Genomic DNA, 18,156 nt, shown 5'->3' on the forward strand with positions numbered 1-18,156 from the left:
ATGACAACGCCCCCACGCAAGAACCTGAAAGAACTCCGCAGCCAGCGCTGGTTCGCCAGCGACGACATCCGCGGCTTCGCCCACCGCCAGCGCATGCAGCAACAAGGCCTGGTGCGCGAGGAGTTCATGGGCCGCCCCGTGATCGGGATCATCAACACCTGGAGCGAGCTCTCGCCCTGCCATGCGCACCTGCGCGAGCGCGCGACCGCCGTCAAGCGCGGCATCCTGCAGGCCGGCGGCTACCCCTTCGAGTTGCCTGCGATGAGCCTGGGCGAGGTCATGGTCAAGCCGACGACCATGATCTACCGCAACTTCCTGGCGATGGAGACCGAGGAGCTGCTGCGCAGCCTGCCGCTGGACGGCGCCGTGCTGATGGGCGGCTGCGACAAGACCACTCCGGCCCTGGTCATGGGCGCGCTGTCCATGGACATCCCGGCCATCTTCTGCCCGGCCGGCCCCATGCTCAACGACCGCTACAAGGGCCTCACGGTCGGCGCCGGCACGCACACCAAGAAGTACTGGGAGCAGTACGTGGTGGGCGACATCGACCAGCCCGAATGGATCTCGCTGGAAGCGAAGATGACACGCGCACCGGGCACCTGCAACACCATGGGCACGGCCAGCACGATGACCTCCATCATCGAGGCCATGGGCCTGACATTCCCGGGCGCCACCAGCGTGCCGGCCATGGACGCCGGGCACACGCGCCTGGCATGGGCCTGCGGCAAGCGCGCCGTGGAGATGGTCTGGGAAGACCTGCGGCCCTCGCAGATCGTCACGCGCGCAGCGCTGCTCAACGGGGTGGCCGCCTACATGGCGCTGGGCGGCTCCACCAACGCCGCCGTGCACCTGCCGGCCATCGCCGGCCGCGCCGGCGTCGCGCTGACCCTGGACGATCTCGACGAAGTCTCACGCCGCGTCCCCGTGCTCGCCAACGTGTTCCCCTCGGGCAACCGGCTCATGGAGGACTTCTTCTACGCCGGCGGCCTGCCGGCCCTGCTCAACAAGATCCGCGACCAACTCGACCTGGGCACGCTGACGGTCACCGGGCGCACGCTGGGCGAGAACATCGAAGGCCGCACCTGCACCGACGACGACGTGATCCGCGATCCGCAGTCGCCGCTGATCGCCGCCACGGCCGACTGCCCCGAAGCCGGCATGGCCCTGGCCGTGGTGCGCGGCAACCTGTGCCCCGACGGTGCGGTGCTCAAGCCCTCGGCCGCATCGCCGCACCTGCTGCGCCACACCGGCCCGGCCCTGGTGTTCGACTCCAACGCCGACATGCTGGCCGCCGTGAACGACCCGGATCTGGACGTCGACGAGAACACCGTGCTTGTGCTGCGCAACGGCGGCCCGGTCGGCGCGCCCGGCATGCCCGAATGGGGCAACCTGCCCATCCCCAAGAAGCTGCTGCAGCGCGGCGTGCGCGACATGCTGCGCATCTCCGATGCACGCATGAGCGGCACGCACTACGGCACCTGCGTGCTGCACGTGGCGCCGGAATCGGCCGTCGGCGGCCCGCTGGCCCTGCTCAAGACCGGCGACATGGTCGCGCTCGACATCGGCCAGCGCCGCCTGGACATGCTGGTGTCCGACGCAGAGCTGGCCGCCCGCCGCGCCGCCTGGACACCGCCGCCGCAAACCTACAGCCGCGGCTATGCCCGCATCTACCAACAGCAGGTGACGCAGGCCGACAAGGGCTGCGACTTCGAGGTGCTGGCCGGCAACGCGCCCACCGCCGAACCCTCCATCTACTGAGCTCTTCGACCGCTCCTTCCCCAAGCACCATGGCACAGACACCCGACCTTCTTTCCAACCCCTTCCGCGCGTGCCTGGCACAGCCCGGCACCCCGCTCGGCACCTGGCTGATGTCGGGCACCTCCAGCACGGCCGAGGCCATGGGCCGCGCCGGATTCGACTGGCTGCTGGTCGACCAGGAGCATGTGCCCATGGACGAGAAGGACACGCTGCATGTGCTGCAGGCCATCGCCGGCACGCGCGCCGCACCCGTGGTGCGCCTGGCCGCCAACGAGATGGTGCTGTTCAAGCGCGCACTGGACATGGGCGCGCAGACCGTCATGGTGCCCTTCGTCGATTCCGCCGAGGCAGCGCGCCGGGCCGTGTCCTTCGCCAAGTACCCGCCACTGGGCCAGCGCGGCTTCGCGGCCGTGTTCCGCGCCAGCGGCTACGGCACGGCCAAGGACTACGGCAAGCGCGCCAACGACTCGGTCTTCACCATCATCCAGCTCGAAACGCCCGCGGCCGTGGCGGCACTGGAGGACATCGCCGCGGTCGAAGGCGTCGACGCGCTGTTCCTGGGCCCGGGCGACCTGTCGGCCAACATGGGCCACATCGGCAACATCCTGCATCCCGAGGTGCAGGCCGTCATCGCCGATGTCGCCCAGCGCTGCCGCAAGCTCGGCATCCCGTGCGGCATCGTCGGCCCGACGCCCGAGGTCGTCTCCAGCTTCGTCGCCATGGGCTATGCCTTCGTGGCGGTCGCTTCCGACATGGGAATGATGATGCGCCAGGCCACGGCCTTCATCGACGCCATCCGCCCCAGCCTCGCGCAGGGCTTCGAGAGCAACGTCTACTGACCTTGCCGCCCTCTCCCCACCAGAACGATCCAGGAGCCAGACCGATGTTTCCGCGACTCGCAGTTGCAGCCGCCGCATGCGCCGCCATGCTGTCCACGGGCGCATTCGCCCAGCAGCCCTACCCCCACAAGCCCATCACGCTGATCGTGCCCTTCGGCCCCGGGGGCACCTCGGACATCATGGCGCGCTTCATGCAGCAGCCCTTGAACGAGGTCCTGGGCGTGCCGGTCGTCGTCGACAACAAGGCCGGTGCCGGCGGCGCCATCGGCATGACCGCGCTCAAGAACGCGGCCCCCGACGGCTACACCATCGGCCTGTCGGTCATCGGGCCGGAGATGCTGCAACCGGCCCTGCGCAACACGGGCTACACGCCCGACAACTTCGACCACATCTGCGGCACCTACGACGTGCCGCTGATGCTGATGGTCAAGCCCGACTCCAGGTTCAAGCAGCTCGGCGACGTCATCGGCGCCGCCAAGGCGCAGCCGGGCCAGCTGACCTACGGCTCCTCGGGCACGGGGACAGTGCTGCACCTGTCCATGGCCATGCTGCTGGACCAGGCCAGGACCGACGGCCTGCACGTGCCCTACAAGAGCTCGGGCGAGATGATCACGGGCCTGCTGGGCCAGCAGATCGCGCTGTTCGCCGAGACCCCCACCATCTCCACGCAGTACAAGCTGCGCGGCCTCGCGGTGCTGGCCAAGGAGCGGCTGGCGGCCTACCCCGATGTGCCGACGTCCGCGGAGGGCGGCTTCCCGCTGCAGGCCTCCGTGTGGGGCGGCTTCATCGCGCCCAAGGGCCTGCCCGCGGCCGTGCGCCAGAAGCTGGAAGCCGCCTGCGAAAAGGCGGCCCATTCGGATGCCTACAGGCAAAAGGCCGCGCAGGTGAACACGCCGCTGGTGTATCGCAACGGCAAGGACTACGCCGCCTTCGTCCAGGCCGAGCAGGCACGCTACACCCAGCTGATCAAGACGCTCGGCCTGGCCGAGAAGCAATGAGGCGACCGGCTTGCAGCTTGCGGCAGTGAACTGGCCAGGCAGCGGCGAGGCCGCCTCCTTGGCCGCCTTCGCCGCCTGCGTGGCGCTGGCGACCTTCGCCCAGAACCTGACCGGCTTTGCCTTCGGCCTCATCCTGCTGGGTCTCACGGCCAGCCTGCACGTGGCCTCGGTCGCCGACGCCGCCAACGCGGCCATGGTGCTCACCCTCGTCAATGCCTGGGTGTCGTTCCGCAGCCAGCGCATCGCGCCGCCCTGGCGGCTGATGCAGCCCACGCTGCTGGGCAGCGCCATCGGCGTGGCGGCCGGCGTCGCACTGCTCGGCTGGCTCAGCGGCAATGCCGTGGCCTGGCTGCGCGGCCTGCTGGGCCTGTCCATCACCGCCTGTGCGGGCCTGCTGCTGCTCCAGGCCGGCACACGCCAGCGCCAGTCGACACCGGCGGCCTTCGCGGGCGTCGGGCTGCTGTCGGGCCTGCTCGGCGGCCTGTTCTCGAGCTCCGGGCCGCCCCTGGTCTACCAGATGTACCGCGAACCCCTGGACCGCGACCTCGTGCGCCAGGCGCTGTTGCTGGTGTTCGCCTTCAACTCCCTGGTCCGGCTGTGCCTGGTCGTGCCCAGCGGCCGGTTCAGCGCGCACGCGCTGCTGCTGGCCGCCTGCGCCGTCCCGGTCGTCTACGGCGTCACGCGCCTGCAGATCCGCTACCCGACCCGCTTGCGACCGGCCATGCTCAAGACCCTCGTGGCCGGCCTGCTGCTGGCGGCCGGCGCCAGCCTGCTGGCGTCGGCCTGGCAGGCCATCGTCTGAGCCTTCTTCCCATCTGCCCAGCGACCTCGCACCCATGCACCACGCCGCCTCCGCCCTCGCCTTCGAAGTGCAACGCCTCGATGTCTTCGTGTTCCGGGCCCCTGCCGATCCGCCGGTCCAGACCTCCTTCGGCACCATGCGGGACCGCCCCGCCGTGCTGCTGCGCGTGACCGATGCCGACGGTGTGTCGGGCTGGGGCGAGATCTGGTGCAACTTTCCGATCGTGGGCGCAGAGCACCGCGCGCGCATGGCGGCCTACTACCTGCGGCCGCAGCTCGAAGGCCGGCGCTGGGACAGCCCGCAAAGCTGCTTCGGCGCGCTGAACGACGCTTTCGCCGTGCTGGCCATCCAGTGCGGCGAGCCCGGCACGCTGCACCAGATCGTCGCCGGGCTCGACCTGGCCCTGTGGGACATGCTGGCGCGGCGCGCCGGTGAACCGCTCTGGCGTTTCATCTCCGGGCGCGAGGACGCGGCCTGCGCACCGATTCCCGTCTATGCCTCCGGACTCAACCCGACCGCGCCGGAGCGCCTGGCCGCCACCAAGCTGGCCGAGGGCTACCGCGCGTTCAAGCTCAAGGTCGGCTTCGGCGCCGCGCGGGACGAAGCCAACCTGCGCGCCATGCGCGAGGTCATCGGCCCCGAGACGCCCTTCATGGTCGACGCCAACCAGGCCTGGTCGCTGGAGCAGGCGCTGCAAGCCGGGCGCGCCATGGAAAGCCATGCGCTGGGCTGGCTCGAGGAGCCCATGCGCGCGGACGCGCCCCTGCCCCACTGGGAGCGCCTGGCCAGGGAGCAGCCGCTTGCGCTGGCAGGCGGCGAGAACCTGGCCGGCCTGGGCGCCTTCGATGACTTCACCGCCAGCCCCGCGCTGTCGGTGCTGCAGCCGGACCTGGGCAAGTGGGGCGGCATCACGGGCTGCCTGGCAGTGGGCCGCCTGGCCCTGGAGCGCGGCAAGTTGTTCTGCCCGCATTGGCTCGGCGGCGGCATCGGCCTGACCGCATCCTTCCACCTGAAAGCCGCCGTGGGCGGTCCCGGCTACGTCGAGGTGGATGCAAACCCGAACCCGCTGCGCGATCTGCTGGCCACGCCGCAATTCACCCTGCACGACGGCGCCGTCGTACTGGATGCCGCGCCGGGCCTGGGTGTCGAGCCGGACCTGCAGGCGACGCGCAACTTCGTCGTCAACGTCGCCGGAACCTGATCAAGCCAGGGCGCTGGCGATCACCCCACCGCCCAGGCAGATCTCGCCGTCGTACAGCACGGCCGATTGCCCCGGCGTGACGGCCCATTGCGGTGCGCCGAACTCCAGTGCGAACGCACCGTTGGCGCCCGCCGCCAGCGCGCAGGGCGCGTCCAGCTGGCGGTAGCGCGTCTTGCTGGCGTAGGCGCCTGGCGCTGGCGCATGGCCTGCCGTCCAGCTGGCGTCGTCGGCCGTCAGCGTCTGCGACAGCAGCCAGGGATGGTCGTGCCCCTGCACCACCCACAGCGTGTTGTGTTCCATGTCCTTTCGCGCGACGAACCAGGGCGCATGCTCGCCGCCGCCGCGCGGCGCGCCCTTCTCCTTCAGGCCGCCGATGCCCAGGCCCTGGCGCTGGCCCAGCGTGTAGAACGACAGGCCCTGGTGCTGGCCGAGCACGCGGCCGCGCGCGTCCTTGATCGGGCCTGGTTCCTTGGCGATGTAGCGGTTCAGGAAGTCGCGGAACGGCCGCTCGCCGATGAAGCAGATGCCCGTGGAATCCTTCTTCTTGGCGTTCGGCAGGCCGATCTCGGCAGCCAGCCGGCGCACCTCGGTCTTGTGCAGCTCGCCGACCGGAAACAAGGTCTTGGCCAGTTGCGCCTGCGTCAAACGGTGCAGGAAGTAGCTCTGGTCCTTGGACGGGTCCAGGCCCTTGAGCAGCTCGAAGCGCCCGTCGCGTTCACGCACGCGCGCGTAGTGGCCGGTCGCGATCTTCTCGGCGCCCAGGCGCATCGCGTGGTCGAGGAAGGCCTTGAACTTGATCTCGGCATTGCACAGCACATCGGGGTTGGGCGTGCGGCCGGCCTGGTACTCGCGCAGGAACTCGGCGAACACGCGGTCCTTGTACTCGGCCGCGAAGTTCACATGCTCGATCTCGATGCCGACCACGTCGGCCACGGCCGCAGCATCGACGAAGTCCACATTGGACGAGCAGTACTCGGAGTCGTCGTCGTCCTCCCAGTTCTTCATGAAGATGCCCACCACCTCGTACCCCTGCTGCTTGAGCAGCCAGGCGGTGACCGAGGAATCCACCCCACCGCTCAGACCGACGACGACACGTTGCTTGCCCATGCGGCGATTTTAGGAAGCGCCTCCCAACCCGCGTGCGCGGACGGGTTCAGCCGAACACGGACGGATCGGTGTGCAGCAGCGCCAGCGGATGGCGTTGGCCGGCCAGGTGGTCCTCGATGCAGCGCAGCAGCAGGGGACTGCGGTGCCGCTCCCGGCTGGCCCGCACCTCGTCGGGCGTCAGCCACAGCGTGCGCGCGATGCCGGCGTCCAGGCTGCGCCCGGCGACCTGCGCACCCAATTCACCGCAGAAGGCAAAGCGCAGGTAGCTGATCTCCTCGCCCGTGGCTGGGCGCACGAAGCGCGACAGGTAGATGCCCACGAGTTCGGTCGGCGTGAAGGTGTGCGCGGTCTCTTCCAGCGCCTCGCGCGCGCAGGCCGTGGCCAGGGCCTCGCCCGGCTCCAGATGCCCCGCGGGATTGTTCAGCCGCAGGCCCTCCGGCGTGTGCTCCTCCACCAGCAGGTAGCGTCCCCCGCGTTCGATGACGGCGGCCACGGTGACACTGGGTTTGAAGCGTTCGGACATGGCGCCAGTGTAGGCCGTGGCACGACCGTGCCCCGGGCGAACTCGGGTAAGCTCCGCCCGCACCAGAGACAACGACAACGCGAGGGAAGGAGCACCCATGCAGATCGGAGTGCCCGCCGGAACACCGGCCGGCGAAACACGCACAGCAGCCCCCCTGGAGGCCGCGCGGCGGCCTGTCGCGCGACGCGCCTGCGGCACGGTGCCCTGCGTCGCACCCCCTGTCCGAAGCGCAGCACGGCGCACCCGGTGAATCCTGCCGACGCGGCCACGATGCCGCGCGGGCAGCCCGCCTAGCCCCGGCGCCAGCACCGACCGAGCGCGTCCCGCCGGCGGCCATGCGCCTCGCACGCACCAGCAGAACAGTTTCAGGAGGTCTTTCATGCCAACCCCTTCCACCCAGACGCCGCAGCGCATCGGCGTGCCCCGCGAGATCTTCCCGGGCGAGAAACGCGTGGCCACCGTGCCCGATGTCGTCGAGAAGCTCATCAAGCTCGGCTTCGCGGTCTCGGTGCAGTCCGGCGCCGGCGAAGCCGCCAACTGCAGCGACGAGGCCTACCGGGCCGCCGGCGCCGAAATCGTGCCCGACGCCGCCACGCTGTGGTCCACGGCGGACATCGTGTTCAAGGTGCGCCCGCCCACGCCCGAGGAAGTGGCGCTGATGCGCGAGGGCGGCACGCTCATCGACTTCATCTGGCCCGCGCAGAACCCCGACCTGATGCAGCAGCTCGCCGCCCGGCGCGCGACCGTGCTGGCCATCGACTGCCTGCCGCGCACGCTCTCGCGCGCCCAGAAGATGGACGCACTGACCTCCATGGCCGGCGTGTCCGGCTACCGCGCCGTGATCGAGGCGGCCAACGCCTTCGGCCGCTACTTCGCCGGCCAGATCACGGCGGCCGGCAAGGTGCCGCCGGCCAAGGTCTTCATCGCCGGCGCCGGCGTGGCCGGCCTGTCGGCCATCGGCACGGCGGCCAGCCTGGGCGCCATCGTGCGCGCCAACGACACGCGTGCCGAGGTGGCCGACCAGGTGACCTCGCTGGGCGGCGAGTTCGTGAAGGTGGACTACGAGGAAGAAGGCTCGGGTGGCGGCGGCTATGCCAAGGTCATGAGCGAGGGCTTCCAGGCCGCGCAGCGCGCCATGTATGCCAAGCAGGCCAAGGAAGTCGACATCGTCATCACCACCGCGCTGATCCCCGGCAAGCCCGCGCCCAAGCTGATCACGGCCGAGATGGTGCAGAGCATGAAGCCCGGCAGCGTGATCGTGGACATGGCGGCCGAACAGGGCGGCAACTGCGAACTCACGGTGCCCGGCGAGGCCGTGGTGCGCCACGACGTGACCATCGTGGGCTACACCGACCTGGCCTCGCGCCTGGCCAAGCAGTCGTCCACGCTGTATGCCACCAACCTGCTGCGCCTGACCGAGGAGCTGTGCAAGGCCAAGGACGGCGTGGCCGTGGTGAACATGGAGGACGACGCGATCCGCGGCCTCACCGTGGTCAAGGAGGGTGCCATCACCTGGCCCGCGCCACCGCTTGCCCAGGTGGCCAAACCGCCGGCCGCCGCCAAGCCGGCCGCTGCACCCGCCGCCAAGAAGAGCGGCCACGGCCATGGCAGCAGCGGCCCGCTGCCCGCCAGAACGCTGGCCACCGTCTTCGCCATCGCCGCGCTGGCGTTCTGGTTCATCGGCAGCTTCGCGCCCGCTGCCTTCCTGGGCCACTTCACGGTCTTCGTGCTGGCCTGCTTCATCGGCTACATGGTGGTGTGGAACGTGACGCCTGCGCTACACACGCCGCTCATGAGCGTGACCAACGCCATCTCCAGCATCATCGCCATCGGGGCGCTGGTGCAGATCGCGCCGCCCGATGCGGCAGCCGGTGGCCGCCCGGACGAGCTGATCCGCTGGCTGGCTTTCGCGGCCACCGTGCTCACGGCGGTGAACATGTTCGGCGGCTTCGCCGTGACGCGCCGCATGCTGGCCATGTTCCAGAAGTAAGAAGAACGACAAGAGAGAACGACACCATGTCCCAAAGTCTCGCCACGGTGGCCTACCTGGGCGCTGCCATCCTGTTCATCCTGAGCCTGGGCGGCCTGTCCAACCCCGAGACCTCGCGCCGCGGCAACCTGTTCGGCATGGTCGGCATGGCGCTGGCCGTGCTGGCCACGGTGTTCGGGCCGCGCGTGAGCTCAGGCGGTATCGCCTGGATCGTCATCGCGCTCGTCATCGGTGGCGGCATCGGCCTGTACGCAGCCAAGGTCGTGAAGATGACGCAGATGCCCGAGCTGGTCGCGCTCATGCACAGCCTGGTGGGCCTGGCGGCCTGCCTGGTGGGCTTTGCCAGCTATGTCGACACCTCGGTCCAGTACCAAGGCGCCGAGAAGGTCATCCATGAGGTGGAGATCTACATCGGCATCCTGATCGGCGCCGTGACCTTCTCCGGCTCGCTGGTCGCCTTTGGCAAGCTCAACGGCAAGATCGGCGGCAAGCCGCTGCTGCTGCCCGGGCGCCACTGGCTCAACCTGGCCGCGCTGCTGGTCGTGGTCTGGCTCGGCCGCGTGTTCATCCATGCCGACAGCGTGGCCGGCGGCATGCTGCCGCTGCTCGTGATGACCGCCATCGCCCTGCTCTTCGGCGTGCACATGGTGATGGCCATCGGCGGTGCCGACATGCCGGTGGTGGTCTCCATGCTCAACAGCTACTCGGGCTGGGCCGCCGCGGCCACCGGCTTCATGCTCTCCAACGACCTGCTGATCGTCACGGGTGCGCTGGTGGGCTCCTCGGGTGCCATCCTGTCCTACATCATGTGCCAGGCCATGAACCGCAATTTCATCAGCGTGATCGCGGGTGGGTTCGGCTCCGGCGCCCCGGCCAAGAAGAGCGGCGATGCAGCTGCGGCCGAGCCGCAGGGCGAGGCGATGCCCATCACGGCAGCGGAAACCGCCGAACTGCTGCGCGATGCCAAGAGCGTGGTCATCGTGCCCGGCTACGGCATGGCCGTGGCCCAGGCCCAGCACACGGTGAACGAGATCACGCGCACGCTGCGCGACAAGGGCGTGAACGTGCGCTTCGCGATCCACCCCGTGGCCGGCCGCATGCCGGGCCACATGAACGTGCTGCTGGCCGAAGCCAAGGTGCCCTACGACATCGTGATGGAGATGGACGAGATCAATGAGGACTTCCCGGACACGGATGTCGCCATGGTCATCGGCGCCAACGACATCGTGAACCCCGCCGCACAGGACGACCCGACCAGCCCCATCGCCGGCATGCCGGTGCTGGAAGTGTGGAAGGCCAAGCACTCCATCGTGATGAAGCGCTCCATGGCCTCGGGCTATGCCGGCGTGGACAACCCCTTGTTCTACAAGGACAACAACCGCATGCTGTTCGGCGATGCGAAGAAGATGCTGGACGAGGTGCTGGGCGCGTTGAAAGCCTGAGCCGAGAACGAAGGAGATCCCATGACCGAGCGCATCTGGCTGCAGAGCTATCCAGCGGGCGTGCCCAGCGACATCGACCCGGGCGAGTACAACTCGCTGGTCGCCCTGATGGAGGAGAGCTTCACCAAGTTCGCCGACCACACGGCCTACAGCTTCATGGGCCGCGACGTCAGCTACGCGGAGACCGACCGGCTCAGCGGCCGGCTGGCCACCTACCTGCAGAGCCTGGGCCTGGCGCGCGGCGACCGCGTCGCCGTGATGATGCCCAACGTGCCGCAGTACCCGGTGACCGTGGCCGCCATCCTGCGCGCCGGCTACGTGCTCGTGAACGTCAACCCGCTGTACACGCCGCGCGAGCTCGAGCACCAGCTCAAGGACTCCGGCGCCAAGGCCATCGTCATCATCGAGAACTTCGCCGCCACGCTGGCGCAGTGCATCCAGGCCACACCCGTGCGCCATGTGGTGCTGTGCGCCATGGGCGACCAGTTGGGCCTGCTCAAGGGCGCGCTCGTCAACTACGTGGTGCGCAAGGTCAAGAAGATGGTGCCGCCGTTCACGCTGCCGGGCGCGGTGCGCTTCAACGACGCGGTCGCGCGCGGCGCGCGTGCGCAGTTCACCAAGCCGCAGATCGGCCCCGACGACGTGGCGGCCCTGCAGTACACGGGCGGCACCACGGGCGTCAGCAAGGGCGCCATGCTGCTGCACCGCAACGTCATCGCCAACGTGCTCCAGTCCGAGGCCTGGAACCAGCCCGTCATGGACCGCGTTCCCCAGGGGGAGCAGCCGACCTCGGTCTGCGCGCTGCCGCTATACCACATCTTCGCGTTCACGGTGGGCATGATGCTGACCATGCGCACGGGGGGCAAGCTGGTGCTGATCCCCAACCCGCGCGACCTGCCAGCCGTGCTCAAGGAACTGTCCAAGCACCGCATCCACAGCTTCCCGGCCGTCAACACCCTGTTCAACGGCCTGGCCAACCACCCGGACTTCGGCACGGTGGACTGGAGCCACCTGAAGGTCTCCGTGGGCGGCGGCATGGCCGTGCAGAGCGCCGTGGCCAAGCTCTGGCTGGAGAAGACCGGCTGCCCGATCTGCGAGGGCTATGGCCTGTCGGAAACCTCGCCTTCGGCCAGCTGCAATTCGCCGATCAACAAAGAGTTCACCGGCACCATCGGCCTGCCCCTGCCCAGCACCTTCTTCCAGCTGCTTGACGACGATGGCCGGCCCGTCGGCCCGGGCCAGCCCGGCGAAATCGCGATCAAGGGCCCGCAGGTCATGGCCGGCTACTGGCAACGCCCCGACGAGACCGCCCAGGTCATGACCGCCGACGGCTACTTCAAGACCGGCGACATCGGCACCGTGGACGAACGCGGCTTTTTCCGCATCATCGACCGCAAGAAGGACATGATCCTGGTCAGCGGCTTCAACGTCTACCCGAACGAGATCGAGGACGTGGTGGCCCAGCTGGAAGGCGTGCTCGAAGTGGCCTGCGTGGGCGTGCCCGACGAGAAGACCGGCGAAGCCGTCAAGTTGGTGCTGGTGCGCAAGGACCCCGGCCTGACCGAAGACGCCGTGCGCGCCTACTGCCGCGCCAACCTGACCGGCTACAAGCAGCCGCGCGTGATCGAATTCCGCAACGAGCTGCCCAAGACGCCGGTGGGCAAGATCCTGCGCCGCCAGCTGCGCGACCAGCCGGCATGAAGACGGCCATCGTCAGCGCCATGCGCGAGGAGCTGGCCGCCGTGCTGGCCCTGCTGCCCGACGAGCAGTGCGAGCGCGTAGCGGGGCGCGAGTTCTGGGTCGGCCACCTGCACGGCCAGGAGGTGGTGGCGGTGCTGGCACGCATCGGCAAGGTGGCGGCGGCCACCACCGCCACGTTGCTGGCCGAGCGCTTCCGCGTCGACCGCGTGGTGTTCACGGGTGTGGCCGGCGGCATCGGCGCGGGTGTGAACGTGGGCGACGCGGTCGTCGCCGATGCCTTCCTGCAGCACGACATGGATGCCTCGCCGCTGTTCCCGCGGCACGAGGTTCCGCTCTACGGCATGAGCCGCTTCGAGGCCGATCCCGCGCTGCGCGTGGCGCTGCTGCAGGCGGCCCGTCAGGCGCTGCCGCTGGCCCAGGTGCACGAGGGGCTGATCGTCAGCGGCGACCGCTTCGTCAGCAGCACGGCCGAGGTGCGCGCCCTGCGCGCGGCGCTGCCCGACGTGCTGGCGGTGGAGATGGAAGGCGCCGCCTTCGCGCAGGTCTGCCACGACTTCGACCTGCCGTTCGCGGCCGTGCGGACCATCTCGGACCGCGCCGACGAGGCCGCGCACGGCGACTTCCTGCAGTTCGTGCGCACAGTGGCAAGCCCGGCCTCGGCGGCCATCGTGCAGGCCTTGCTCGCGTCTACTTGAGCCAGCCGCGCCGGCGGAAGTACAGCATGGGCACCAGCGCACTGGCCGCCATCAGCCCCAGCGCATAGGGGTAGCCCATGGCCCAGTCCAGCTCGGGCATGAACTTGAAGTTCATGCCGTAGATGCTGGCGATCAGCGTGGGCGGCAGCAGGGCCACGCTGGCCACCGAGAAGATCTTGATGATCTTGTTCTGGTTGATGTTGATGAAACCGACCGTCGCGTCCATCAGGAAGTTGATCTTGTCGAACAGGAAGGCGGTGTGGCTGTCCAGCGATTCGATGTCGCGCAGAATCTGGCGCGCCTCCTCGAACTGCTCGGCATTGAGCATGCGGCTGCGCATCATGAAGCTGACCGCGCGGCGCGTGTCCATGGCATTGCGGCGGATGCGGCCGTTCAAGTCTTCCTGGCGCGCGATCAGGCCCAGCACCTCGCCGGCGATCTCGTCGCTGACATCGCCCTTGAGCACCAGCGTGCCGGCCTTCTCGAGTTCGTCGTAGACGCCTTCCAGCGTGTCGGCCGAGTACTCGGCGTCGGCATCGAACAGCTTGAGCAGCACCTCCTTGGCGTCCTCGATCAGGCCGGGCGCGCGGCGGGCGCGCATGCGCAGCAGGCGAAACACCGGGACGTCTTCGTCGTGGATCGAGAACAGCACGCCGCGGCTCTTGAGCTCGGCGTTGTGCTGGTTCAGGATGAAGGCCACGCGCACGTGGCGCGGGTCGTCCGCATCGGCGATCAGGAAGTCGCTGCGCACATGCAGGTCGCCGTTGTCTTCCTCGTAGAAGCGCGCCGATTCCTCGATGTCCTCGTCCGTCACGTCCTCGGGGATGGACAGGCCGTAGTACTGCTTGACCCAGCGCTTCTCCTCCAATGTGGGCGACTCCAGGTCGACCCAGATCGGCTGAAACTGCGAAAGTTCTTCGAGCGAATCGATTTCTTCCTGGACCAGCCGCCCGTTGGCCAGGGTGAAGATGTTGAGCATGGGGAATCCCCTGTGGTGTTCTCGGGCCCACGCCAAGGCGGATGGGGGGTGCTTTTCGGCCTTGCGCCAGGTACTGGAGGCAGCGCCGACGCCTGGCTTTCACGCGGTGGGCTCCGTACGGGAAGCCCGAAATTATGGCACCACCAAACCCATGTAACCTTGTCCAACCCGCCTTGCATTTCAGGTCTGTCGCGCGCATAGTGAATCGCCCGTCAACCATGAACTGCAAAGGAGGCTCCATGAATTTGACGATCAGCGGTCACCACCTCGAAGTGACTCCCGCACTGCGCAGCTATGTCATCAACAAGCTCGATCGCATCACGCGGCACTTCGACCAAGTGGTCGATGTCAAGGTCCTGTTGACCGTGGAAAAGCAGAAGGAAAAGCAGAACCGGCAACGCGCCGAATGCAACATCCACGTGAAGGGCAATGACATGTTTGCGGAGAGTGCACACGCTGATCTCTATGCGGCCGTCGACGAACTGGTGGACAAGCTGGACCGCCAGGTGGTGCGACACAAGGACCGTATCCAGCAACACCACCACGAGGCTCCCAAGCGTCTGATGTGAAGCCCCAGGCGGCGCGCCCAGCGTGTCGCCCGCAACCGACAGAAACCGAGGCCGCCGAAATGGGCGGCCTTTTTGTTGCTGCACCGCAATGTAACGGCGTGCATAATCCGCCCTTCGTATGAACCGCCTAGCGTCCATCCTGCCTGCCGCGCAGGTCCTCGTCAGCGTCGATGCCACCAGCAAGAAGCGCGCGTTCGAAGAAGCCGGCCTGCTGTTCGAGAACCTGCACGCGCTGTCGCGCGCGCTGGTGACCGACAGCCTGTTCGCGCGCGAGCGCCTGGGCTCTACCGGTCTGGGCCACGGTGTGGCCATTCCGCACGGCCGCATCAAAGGCCTCAAGTCGCCGATGGCGGCGGTTCTGCAGCTGGCCCAGCCCATCGGGTTCGACGCACCGGATGAACAGCCGGTCAAGCTGCTGATCTTCCTGCTGGTGCCCGAGGCGGCCACCCAGAAACACCTGGAAATCCTGTCGGAAATCGCCGAGCTGCTGAGCGACGCGCCGCTGCGCGAGAGCTTGAAGAGCACGGCCGATGCCGCAGCGCTGCACGCGCTGATCGACGGCTGGCAATCGTCCCAGCTCGCCTGATCCGCCTGCCTGGCGACGCTGCGCGGCCATGAAGCCCAATGTCGTCAGTGCCGATGTTCTGTTCGAGGAATTCCGCGCACTGCTGCGCTGGGAATGGGTCGCAGGGCTGGGCGCATCCGAACGCCGTTTCGACGAAGTCGCCGTGCGCGCTGCGCGTTCAGGCGCGGATCTCGTCGGCTACCTGAACTACATCCACCCCTACCGCGTGCAGATCCTGGGCGAGCGCGAGATCGCCTACCTGGTCAACGCCACGCCTGAGGACTGCGCGCGACGCATTGCCCGCATCGTCACGCTGGAACCGCCCGTGCTGGTGCTGGCCGACGGCCAGCAGGCCCCGCAGGCACTGCTGTCCATGTGCGAGCGCGCGCAGATCCCGATGTTCGCGACCGAGGAGTCCTCGGCCTTCGCCATCGACGTGCTGCGCGCCTACCTGTCCAAGCACTTCGCCGACCGCACCACCATGCACGGCGTGTTCATGGACATTCTGGGCCTGGGCGTGATGATCACGGGCGAGTCCGGCTTGGGCAAGAGCGAACTCGGACTGGAACTGATCTCGCGCGGCAACGGCCTGGTGGCGGATGACGCGGTCGACTTGTTCCGCATCAACCAGACCACCATCGAAGGGCGCTGCCCCGAACTTCTGCAAAACCTGCTGGAAGTGCGCGGCATCGGCCTCCTGGACATCCGTGGCATCTTTGGCGAGACCGCCGTGCGCCGCAAGATGCGGCTCAAGCTCATCGTGCACCTGGTCCGCCGCGAGACCATGGAGCGCGAGCACGAGCGCCTGCCTTACGAGCCGCTCACGCAGGATGTACTGGGCGTGGCCGTGCGCAAGGTCATCATCCAGGTGGTGGCCGGACGCAACATTGCCGTGCTCGTGGAAGCCGCCGTGCGCAACACCATCCTGCAGCTGCGCGGCATCGACACCTACCAGGAATTCGTGGAGCGGCACCGCCGCGCCATGGAGGGCGACTGAGGCGGGCGCCTCAGGCCTTGGCCTGCTTGCCGCCGCACTCGGCGCACAGGCCGTACAGCGACATGGCATGGTCTTGCACTGTCCAGCCCTTGGCCTTGGCCACGATGGACTGGCGCTTCTCGATCTCGGCGTCGAAGAACTCCTCGACCTTGCCGCAGGAGGTGCAGACGAAATGGTCGTGGTGCCGGCCTTCGTTGAGTTCGTAGACGGCCTTGCCGGATTCGAAATGGCTGCGCGACAGGATGCCGGCCTGTTCGAACTGCGTCAGCACACGGTAGACCGTGGCCAGGCCGATGTCCGAGCGCTCCATCAGCAGCACGCGGAACACATCTTCGGCCGTCATGTGGCGCAACTCACCCTTCTGGAAGATCTCCATGATCTTCAGCCGGGGCAGGGTGGCCTTCAGACCGGTGCTCTTGAGTTCGTCGATGTTGGCCATGCGCGCTATGGGTGTCTTGGTGGCAGCGCCCCCGCCGCGCCCGGACGGGCAACAGGGGCAAAAAGGGCCGCCGCTACAATCGCGCGATCATAGCGCCGCCGAGTCTCCATGCCCGCTTCCCGTTCGATGCCCCTGCCCTTCGGCCTGCTGATGCTCTGCTGCGCCGCGCTCGCGGGGTGCAGCACGGTCAAAGAGGCCACGCGCAGCGCGGCCAATGCCATCGTGCCCTACAAGATCGAGATCGTGCAGGGCAACTTCGTCTCCAAGGAGCAGGTCGAGGCGCTCAAGCCAGGCATGTCGCGCGCCCAGGTGCGCGACGTGCTGGGCACCCCCCTGCTGCAAAGCGTGTTCCACGCCGACCGCTGGGACTACGTGTTCACGATGAAGCGCCAGGGCATCGAGCCGCAGGCGCGCCAGCTCACGGTGTTCTTCAAGGACGACCTGCTCGAGCGCACCGAGGGCGACCCGATGCCCAGCGAGACCGAGTTCGTGGCCCTGCTCGGTGCCGAGCGCAAGGCCAAGGCCGTTCCGGTGCTCGAAGCCAGCGAAGACAAGCTCAAGCCCTTCGCACCGCGCGAGCCGGCCGCCCAGGCCACGCCGCAGCCGGCCGCTCCGCTGCCCTCGTCCTACCCGCCGCTGGAAGCCCCGGCGCGCTGACCGCGCCGCCGTGCGGCGGCGGCATCCGCATCCCTGTCCTGCCATTGCCATGACGCATCCTTCGACCTCTGCCCCGACCACACATGCCGTGGCCATCGCGGGCGCTTCCGGCCGCATGGGCCACACCCTGATCGAGGCCGTGCTGGCCTCGGGTGACTGCCGCCTGAGCGGCGCACTCGATGTCGCCGCCAGTCCGGCCCTGGGCCAGGACGCCGCGGCCTTCCTGGGCAAACCGGCCGGCGTGGCGATCACGGCCGACCTGGCCCAGGGCCTGCAAGGCGCCCAGGCGCTGATCGACTTCACGCGGCCCGAGGGCACGCTGGCCCATCTGCGCGCCTGTCGCGCCCAGGGCACGGCCCTGGTGATCGGCACCACCGGCTTCACCGAGGCCCAGAAGGCCGAGATCGCCGACGCGGCGCGCGACATCGCCATCGTCATGGCCCCCAACATGAGCGTGGGCGTCAATGTCACCTTCAAGCTGCTGCAGCTGGCCGCCAAGGCCATGCCAGTAGGCTACGACATCGAGATCATCGAGACCCACCACCGCCACAAGATCGACGCGCCCTCGGGCACGGCGCTCAAGATGGGCGAGGTCATCGCCCAGGCCATGGGCCGCGACCTCAAGGAATGCGCCGTCTACGCACGCGAAGGCGTGACCGGCGAGCGCGACCCGTCCATGATCGGCTTCCAGTCGCTGCGCGGGGGCGACGTGGTGGGCGACCACACCGTGCTGTTCGCCGGCACTGGCGAGCGCATCGAGATCACACACAAGGCCACCAGCCGCATGAACTACGCCATCGGCAGCCTGCGCGCGGTGCGCTTCCTGGCTGGTCGCCAGAACGGCCTGTACAGCATGTTCGACGTGCTGGGGCTGAACGACTGACCTGCGCACCG

The 18,156-nt window shown here is 68.4% G+C and carries 18 protein-coding genes; 14 read left to right on the plus strand and 4 right to left on the minus strand.

Annotation, left to right across the window (positions count from 1 at the left end; all coding sequences use genetic code 11):
- Genes araD through ACSQ4M_RS02830 form a run of 5 tightly spaced genes read left to right on the plus strand, consistent with a single transcriptional unit; the run spans position 1 to position 5,598 of the window.
- Positions 1 to 1,758 (plus strand): L-arabinonate dehydratase, encoded by a 1,758-nt coding sequence (gene araD / locus ACSQ4M_RS02810; RefSeq protein WP_436188156.1) that lies wholly within the window; start codon positions 1 to 3, stop codon positions 1,756 to 1,758.
- A 29-nt stretch (positions 1,759 to 1,787) separates the two neighbouring features.
- On the plus strand, positions 1,788 to 2,597 hold the full coding sequence (locus tag ACSQ4M_RS02815; protein ID WP_436188157.1) for an HpcH/HpaI aldolase family protein: 810 nt from the start codon (positions 1,788 to 1,790) through the stop codon (positions 2,595 to 2,597).
- Positions 2,598 to 2,641: 44 nt separating this feature from the next.
- Positions 2,642 to 3,595, plus strand: coding sequence for a Bug family tripartite tricarboxylate transporter substrate binding protein (locus ACSQ4M_RS02820; RefSeq protein ID WP_436188158.1), 954 nt, complete (start codon positions 2,642 to 2,644; stop codon positions 3,593 to 3,595).
- Positions 3,596 to 3,605: 10 nt separating this feature from the next.
- A complete protein-coding gene (locus ACSQ4M_RS02825) occupies positions 3,606 to 4,397 on the plus strand; it encodes a TSUP family transporter (protein WP_436188159.1) in 792 nt (263 codons plus the stop codon).
- 34 nt (positions 4,398 to 4,431) lie between these two features.
- Complete coding sequence (locus ACSQ4M_RS02830; RefSeq protein WP_436188160.1) at positions 4,432 to 5,598, plus strand: mandelate racemase/muconate lactonizing enzyme family protein; 1,167 nt, start codon at positions 4,432 to 4,434, stop codon at positions 5,596 to 5,598.
- On the opposite strand, the gene mnmA is transcribed toward ACSQ4M_RS02830, so the two are convergent.
- Positions 5,599 to 6,705 (minus strand): tRNA 2-thiouridine(34) synthase MnmA, encoded by a 1,107-nt coding sequence (gene mnmA, locus ACSQ4M_RS02835; protein WP_436188161.1) that lies wholly within the window; start codon positions 6,703 to 6,705, stop codon positions 5,599 to 5,601.
- Between the two features lie 46 nt (positions 6,706 to 6,751).
- Positions 6,752 to 7,228 carry an NUDIX hydrolase gene (locus ACSQ4M_RS02840; protein ID WP_436188162.1) on the minus strand — a complete coding sequence of 159 codons (477 nt, stop codon included), beginning with the start codon at positions 7,226 to 7,228 and terminating at the stop codon, positions 6,752 to 6,754.
- A 379-nt stretch (positions 7,229 to 7,607) separates the two neighbouring features.
- On the opposite strand from ACSQ4M_RS02840, the gene ACSQ4M_RS02845 reads away from it, so the two are divergent.
- The 4 genes from ACSQ4M_RS02845 to ACSQ4M_RS02860 are packed head-to-tail and all read left to right on the plus strand — an operon-like array spanning position 7,608 to position 13,056.
- Positions 7,608 to 9,218 carry a Re/Si-specific NAD(P)(+) transhydrogenase subunit alpha gene (locus ACSQ4M_RS02845; RefSeq protein ID WP_436188163.1) on the plus strand — a complete coding sequence of 537 codons (1,611 nt, stop codon included), beginning with the start codon at positions 7,608 to 7,610 and terminating at the stop codon, positions 9,216 to 9,218.
- 26 nt (positions 9,219 to 9,244) lie between these two features.
- On the plus strand, positions 9,245 to 10,660 hold the full coding sequence (gene pntB / locus ACSQ4M_RS02850; protein ID WP_436188164.1) for a Re/Si-specific NAD(P)(+) transhydrogenase subunit beta: 1,416 nt from the start codon (positions 9,245 to 9,247) through the stop codon (positions 10,658 to 10,660).
- Positions 10,661 to 10,681: 21 nt separating this feature from the next.
- A complete protein-coding gene (locus tag ACSQ4M_RS02855; RefSeq protein ID WP_436188165.1) occupies positions 10,682 to 12,361 on the plus strand; it encodes a long-chain-fatty-acid--CoA ligase in 1,680 nt (559 codons plus the stop codon).
- A complete protein-coding gene (locus ACSQ4M_RS02860) occupies positions 12,358 to 13,056 on the plus strand; it encodes a 5'-methylthioadenosine/adenosylhomocysteine nucleosidase (RefSeq protein ID WP_436188166.1) in 699 nt (232 codons plus the stop codon). Before ACSQ4M_RS02855 ends, ACSQ4M_RS02860 begins: the two co-directional genes overlap by 4 nt.
- Here the strand turns inward: ACSQ4M_RS02860 and corA are convergent.
- Complete coding sequence (gene corA / locus ACSQ4M_RS02865; protein ID WP_436188167.1) at positions 13,049 to 14,035, minus strand: magnesium/cobalt transporter CorA; 987 nt, start codon at positions 14,033 to 14,035, stop codon at positions 13,049 to 13,051. The two genes, ACSQ4M_RS02860 and corA, sit on opposite strands and share 8 nt — an antisense overlap.
- 239 nt (positions 14,036 to 14,274) lie before the next feature.
- Between corA and hpf the strand changes: the two genes are divergently transcribed.
- The 3 genes from hpf (at position 14,275) to hprK (ending at position 16,166) form a co-directional block, all read left to right on the plus strand.
- A complete protein-coding gene (gene hpf, locus ACSQ4M_RS02870; RefSeq protein ID WP_056655574.1) occupies positions 14,275 to 14,604 on the plus strand; it encodes a ribosome hibernation-promoting factor, HPF/YfiA family in 330 nt (109 codons plus the stop codon).
- Between the two features lie 118 nt (positions 14,605 to 14,722).
- Positions 14,723 to 15,190 carry a PTS sugar transporter subunit IIA gene (locus ACSQ4M_RS02875; RefSeq protein ID WP_056655577.1) on the plus strand — a complete coding sequence of 156 codons (468 nt, stop codon included), beginning with the start codon at positions 14,723 to 14,725 and terminating at the stop codon, positions 15,188 to 15,190.
- A gap of 28 nt (positions 15,191 to 15,218) precedes the next feature.
- Positions 15,219 to 16,166, plus strand: coding sequence for an HPr(Ser) kinase/phosphatase (gene hprK / locus ACSQ4M_RS02880; protein WP_436188168.1), 948 nt, complete (start codon positions 15,219 to 15,221; stop codon positions 16,164 to 16,166).
- 10 nt (positions 16,167 to 16,176) lie between these two features.
- Here hprK and fur read toward each other — a convergent pair whose 3' ends face one another.
- Complete coding sequence (gene fur, locus ACSQ4M_RS02885; RefSeq protein ID WP_056898561.1) at positions 16,177 to 16,605, minus strand: ferric iron uptake transcriptional regulator; 429 nt, start codon at positions 16,603 to 16,605, stop codon at positions 16,177 to 16,179.
- Between the two features lie 108 nt (positions 16,606 to 16,713).
- Between fur and ACSQ4M_RS02890 the strand changes: the two genes are divergently transcribed.
- Together ACSQ4M_RS02890 and dapB are read left to right on the plus strand one after the other, a co-directional pair.
- Positions 16,714 to 17,262, plus strand: coding sequence for an outer membrane protein assembly factor BamE (locus ACSQ4M_RS02890; protein ID WP_436188169.1), 549 nt, complete (start codon positions 16,714 to 16,716; stop codon positions 17,260 to 17,262).
- A 49-nt stretch (positions 17,263 to 17,311) separates the two neighbouring features.
- Entirely contained in the window at positions 17,312 to 18,145 is an 834-nt protein-coding gene (gene dapB, locus ACSQ4M_RS02895) for a 4-hydroxy-tetrahydrodipicolinate reductase (RefSeq protein WP_436188170.1), read from the plus strand.
- The last annotated feature ends 11 nt before the right edge of the window (positions 18,146 to 18,156 follow it).

This window comes from Pseudorhodoferax sp. LjRoot39 (assembly GCF_964253035.1).
Lineage (GTDB): Bacteria > Pseudomonadota > Gammaproteobacteria > Burkholderiales > Burkholderiaceae_C > Pseudorhodoferax.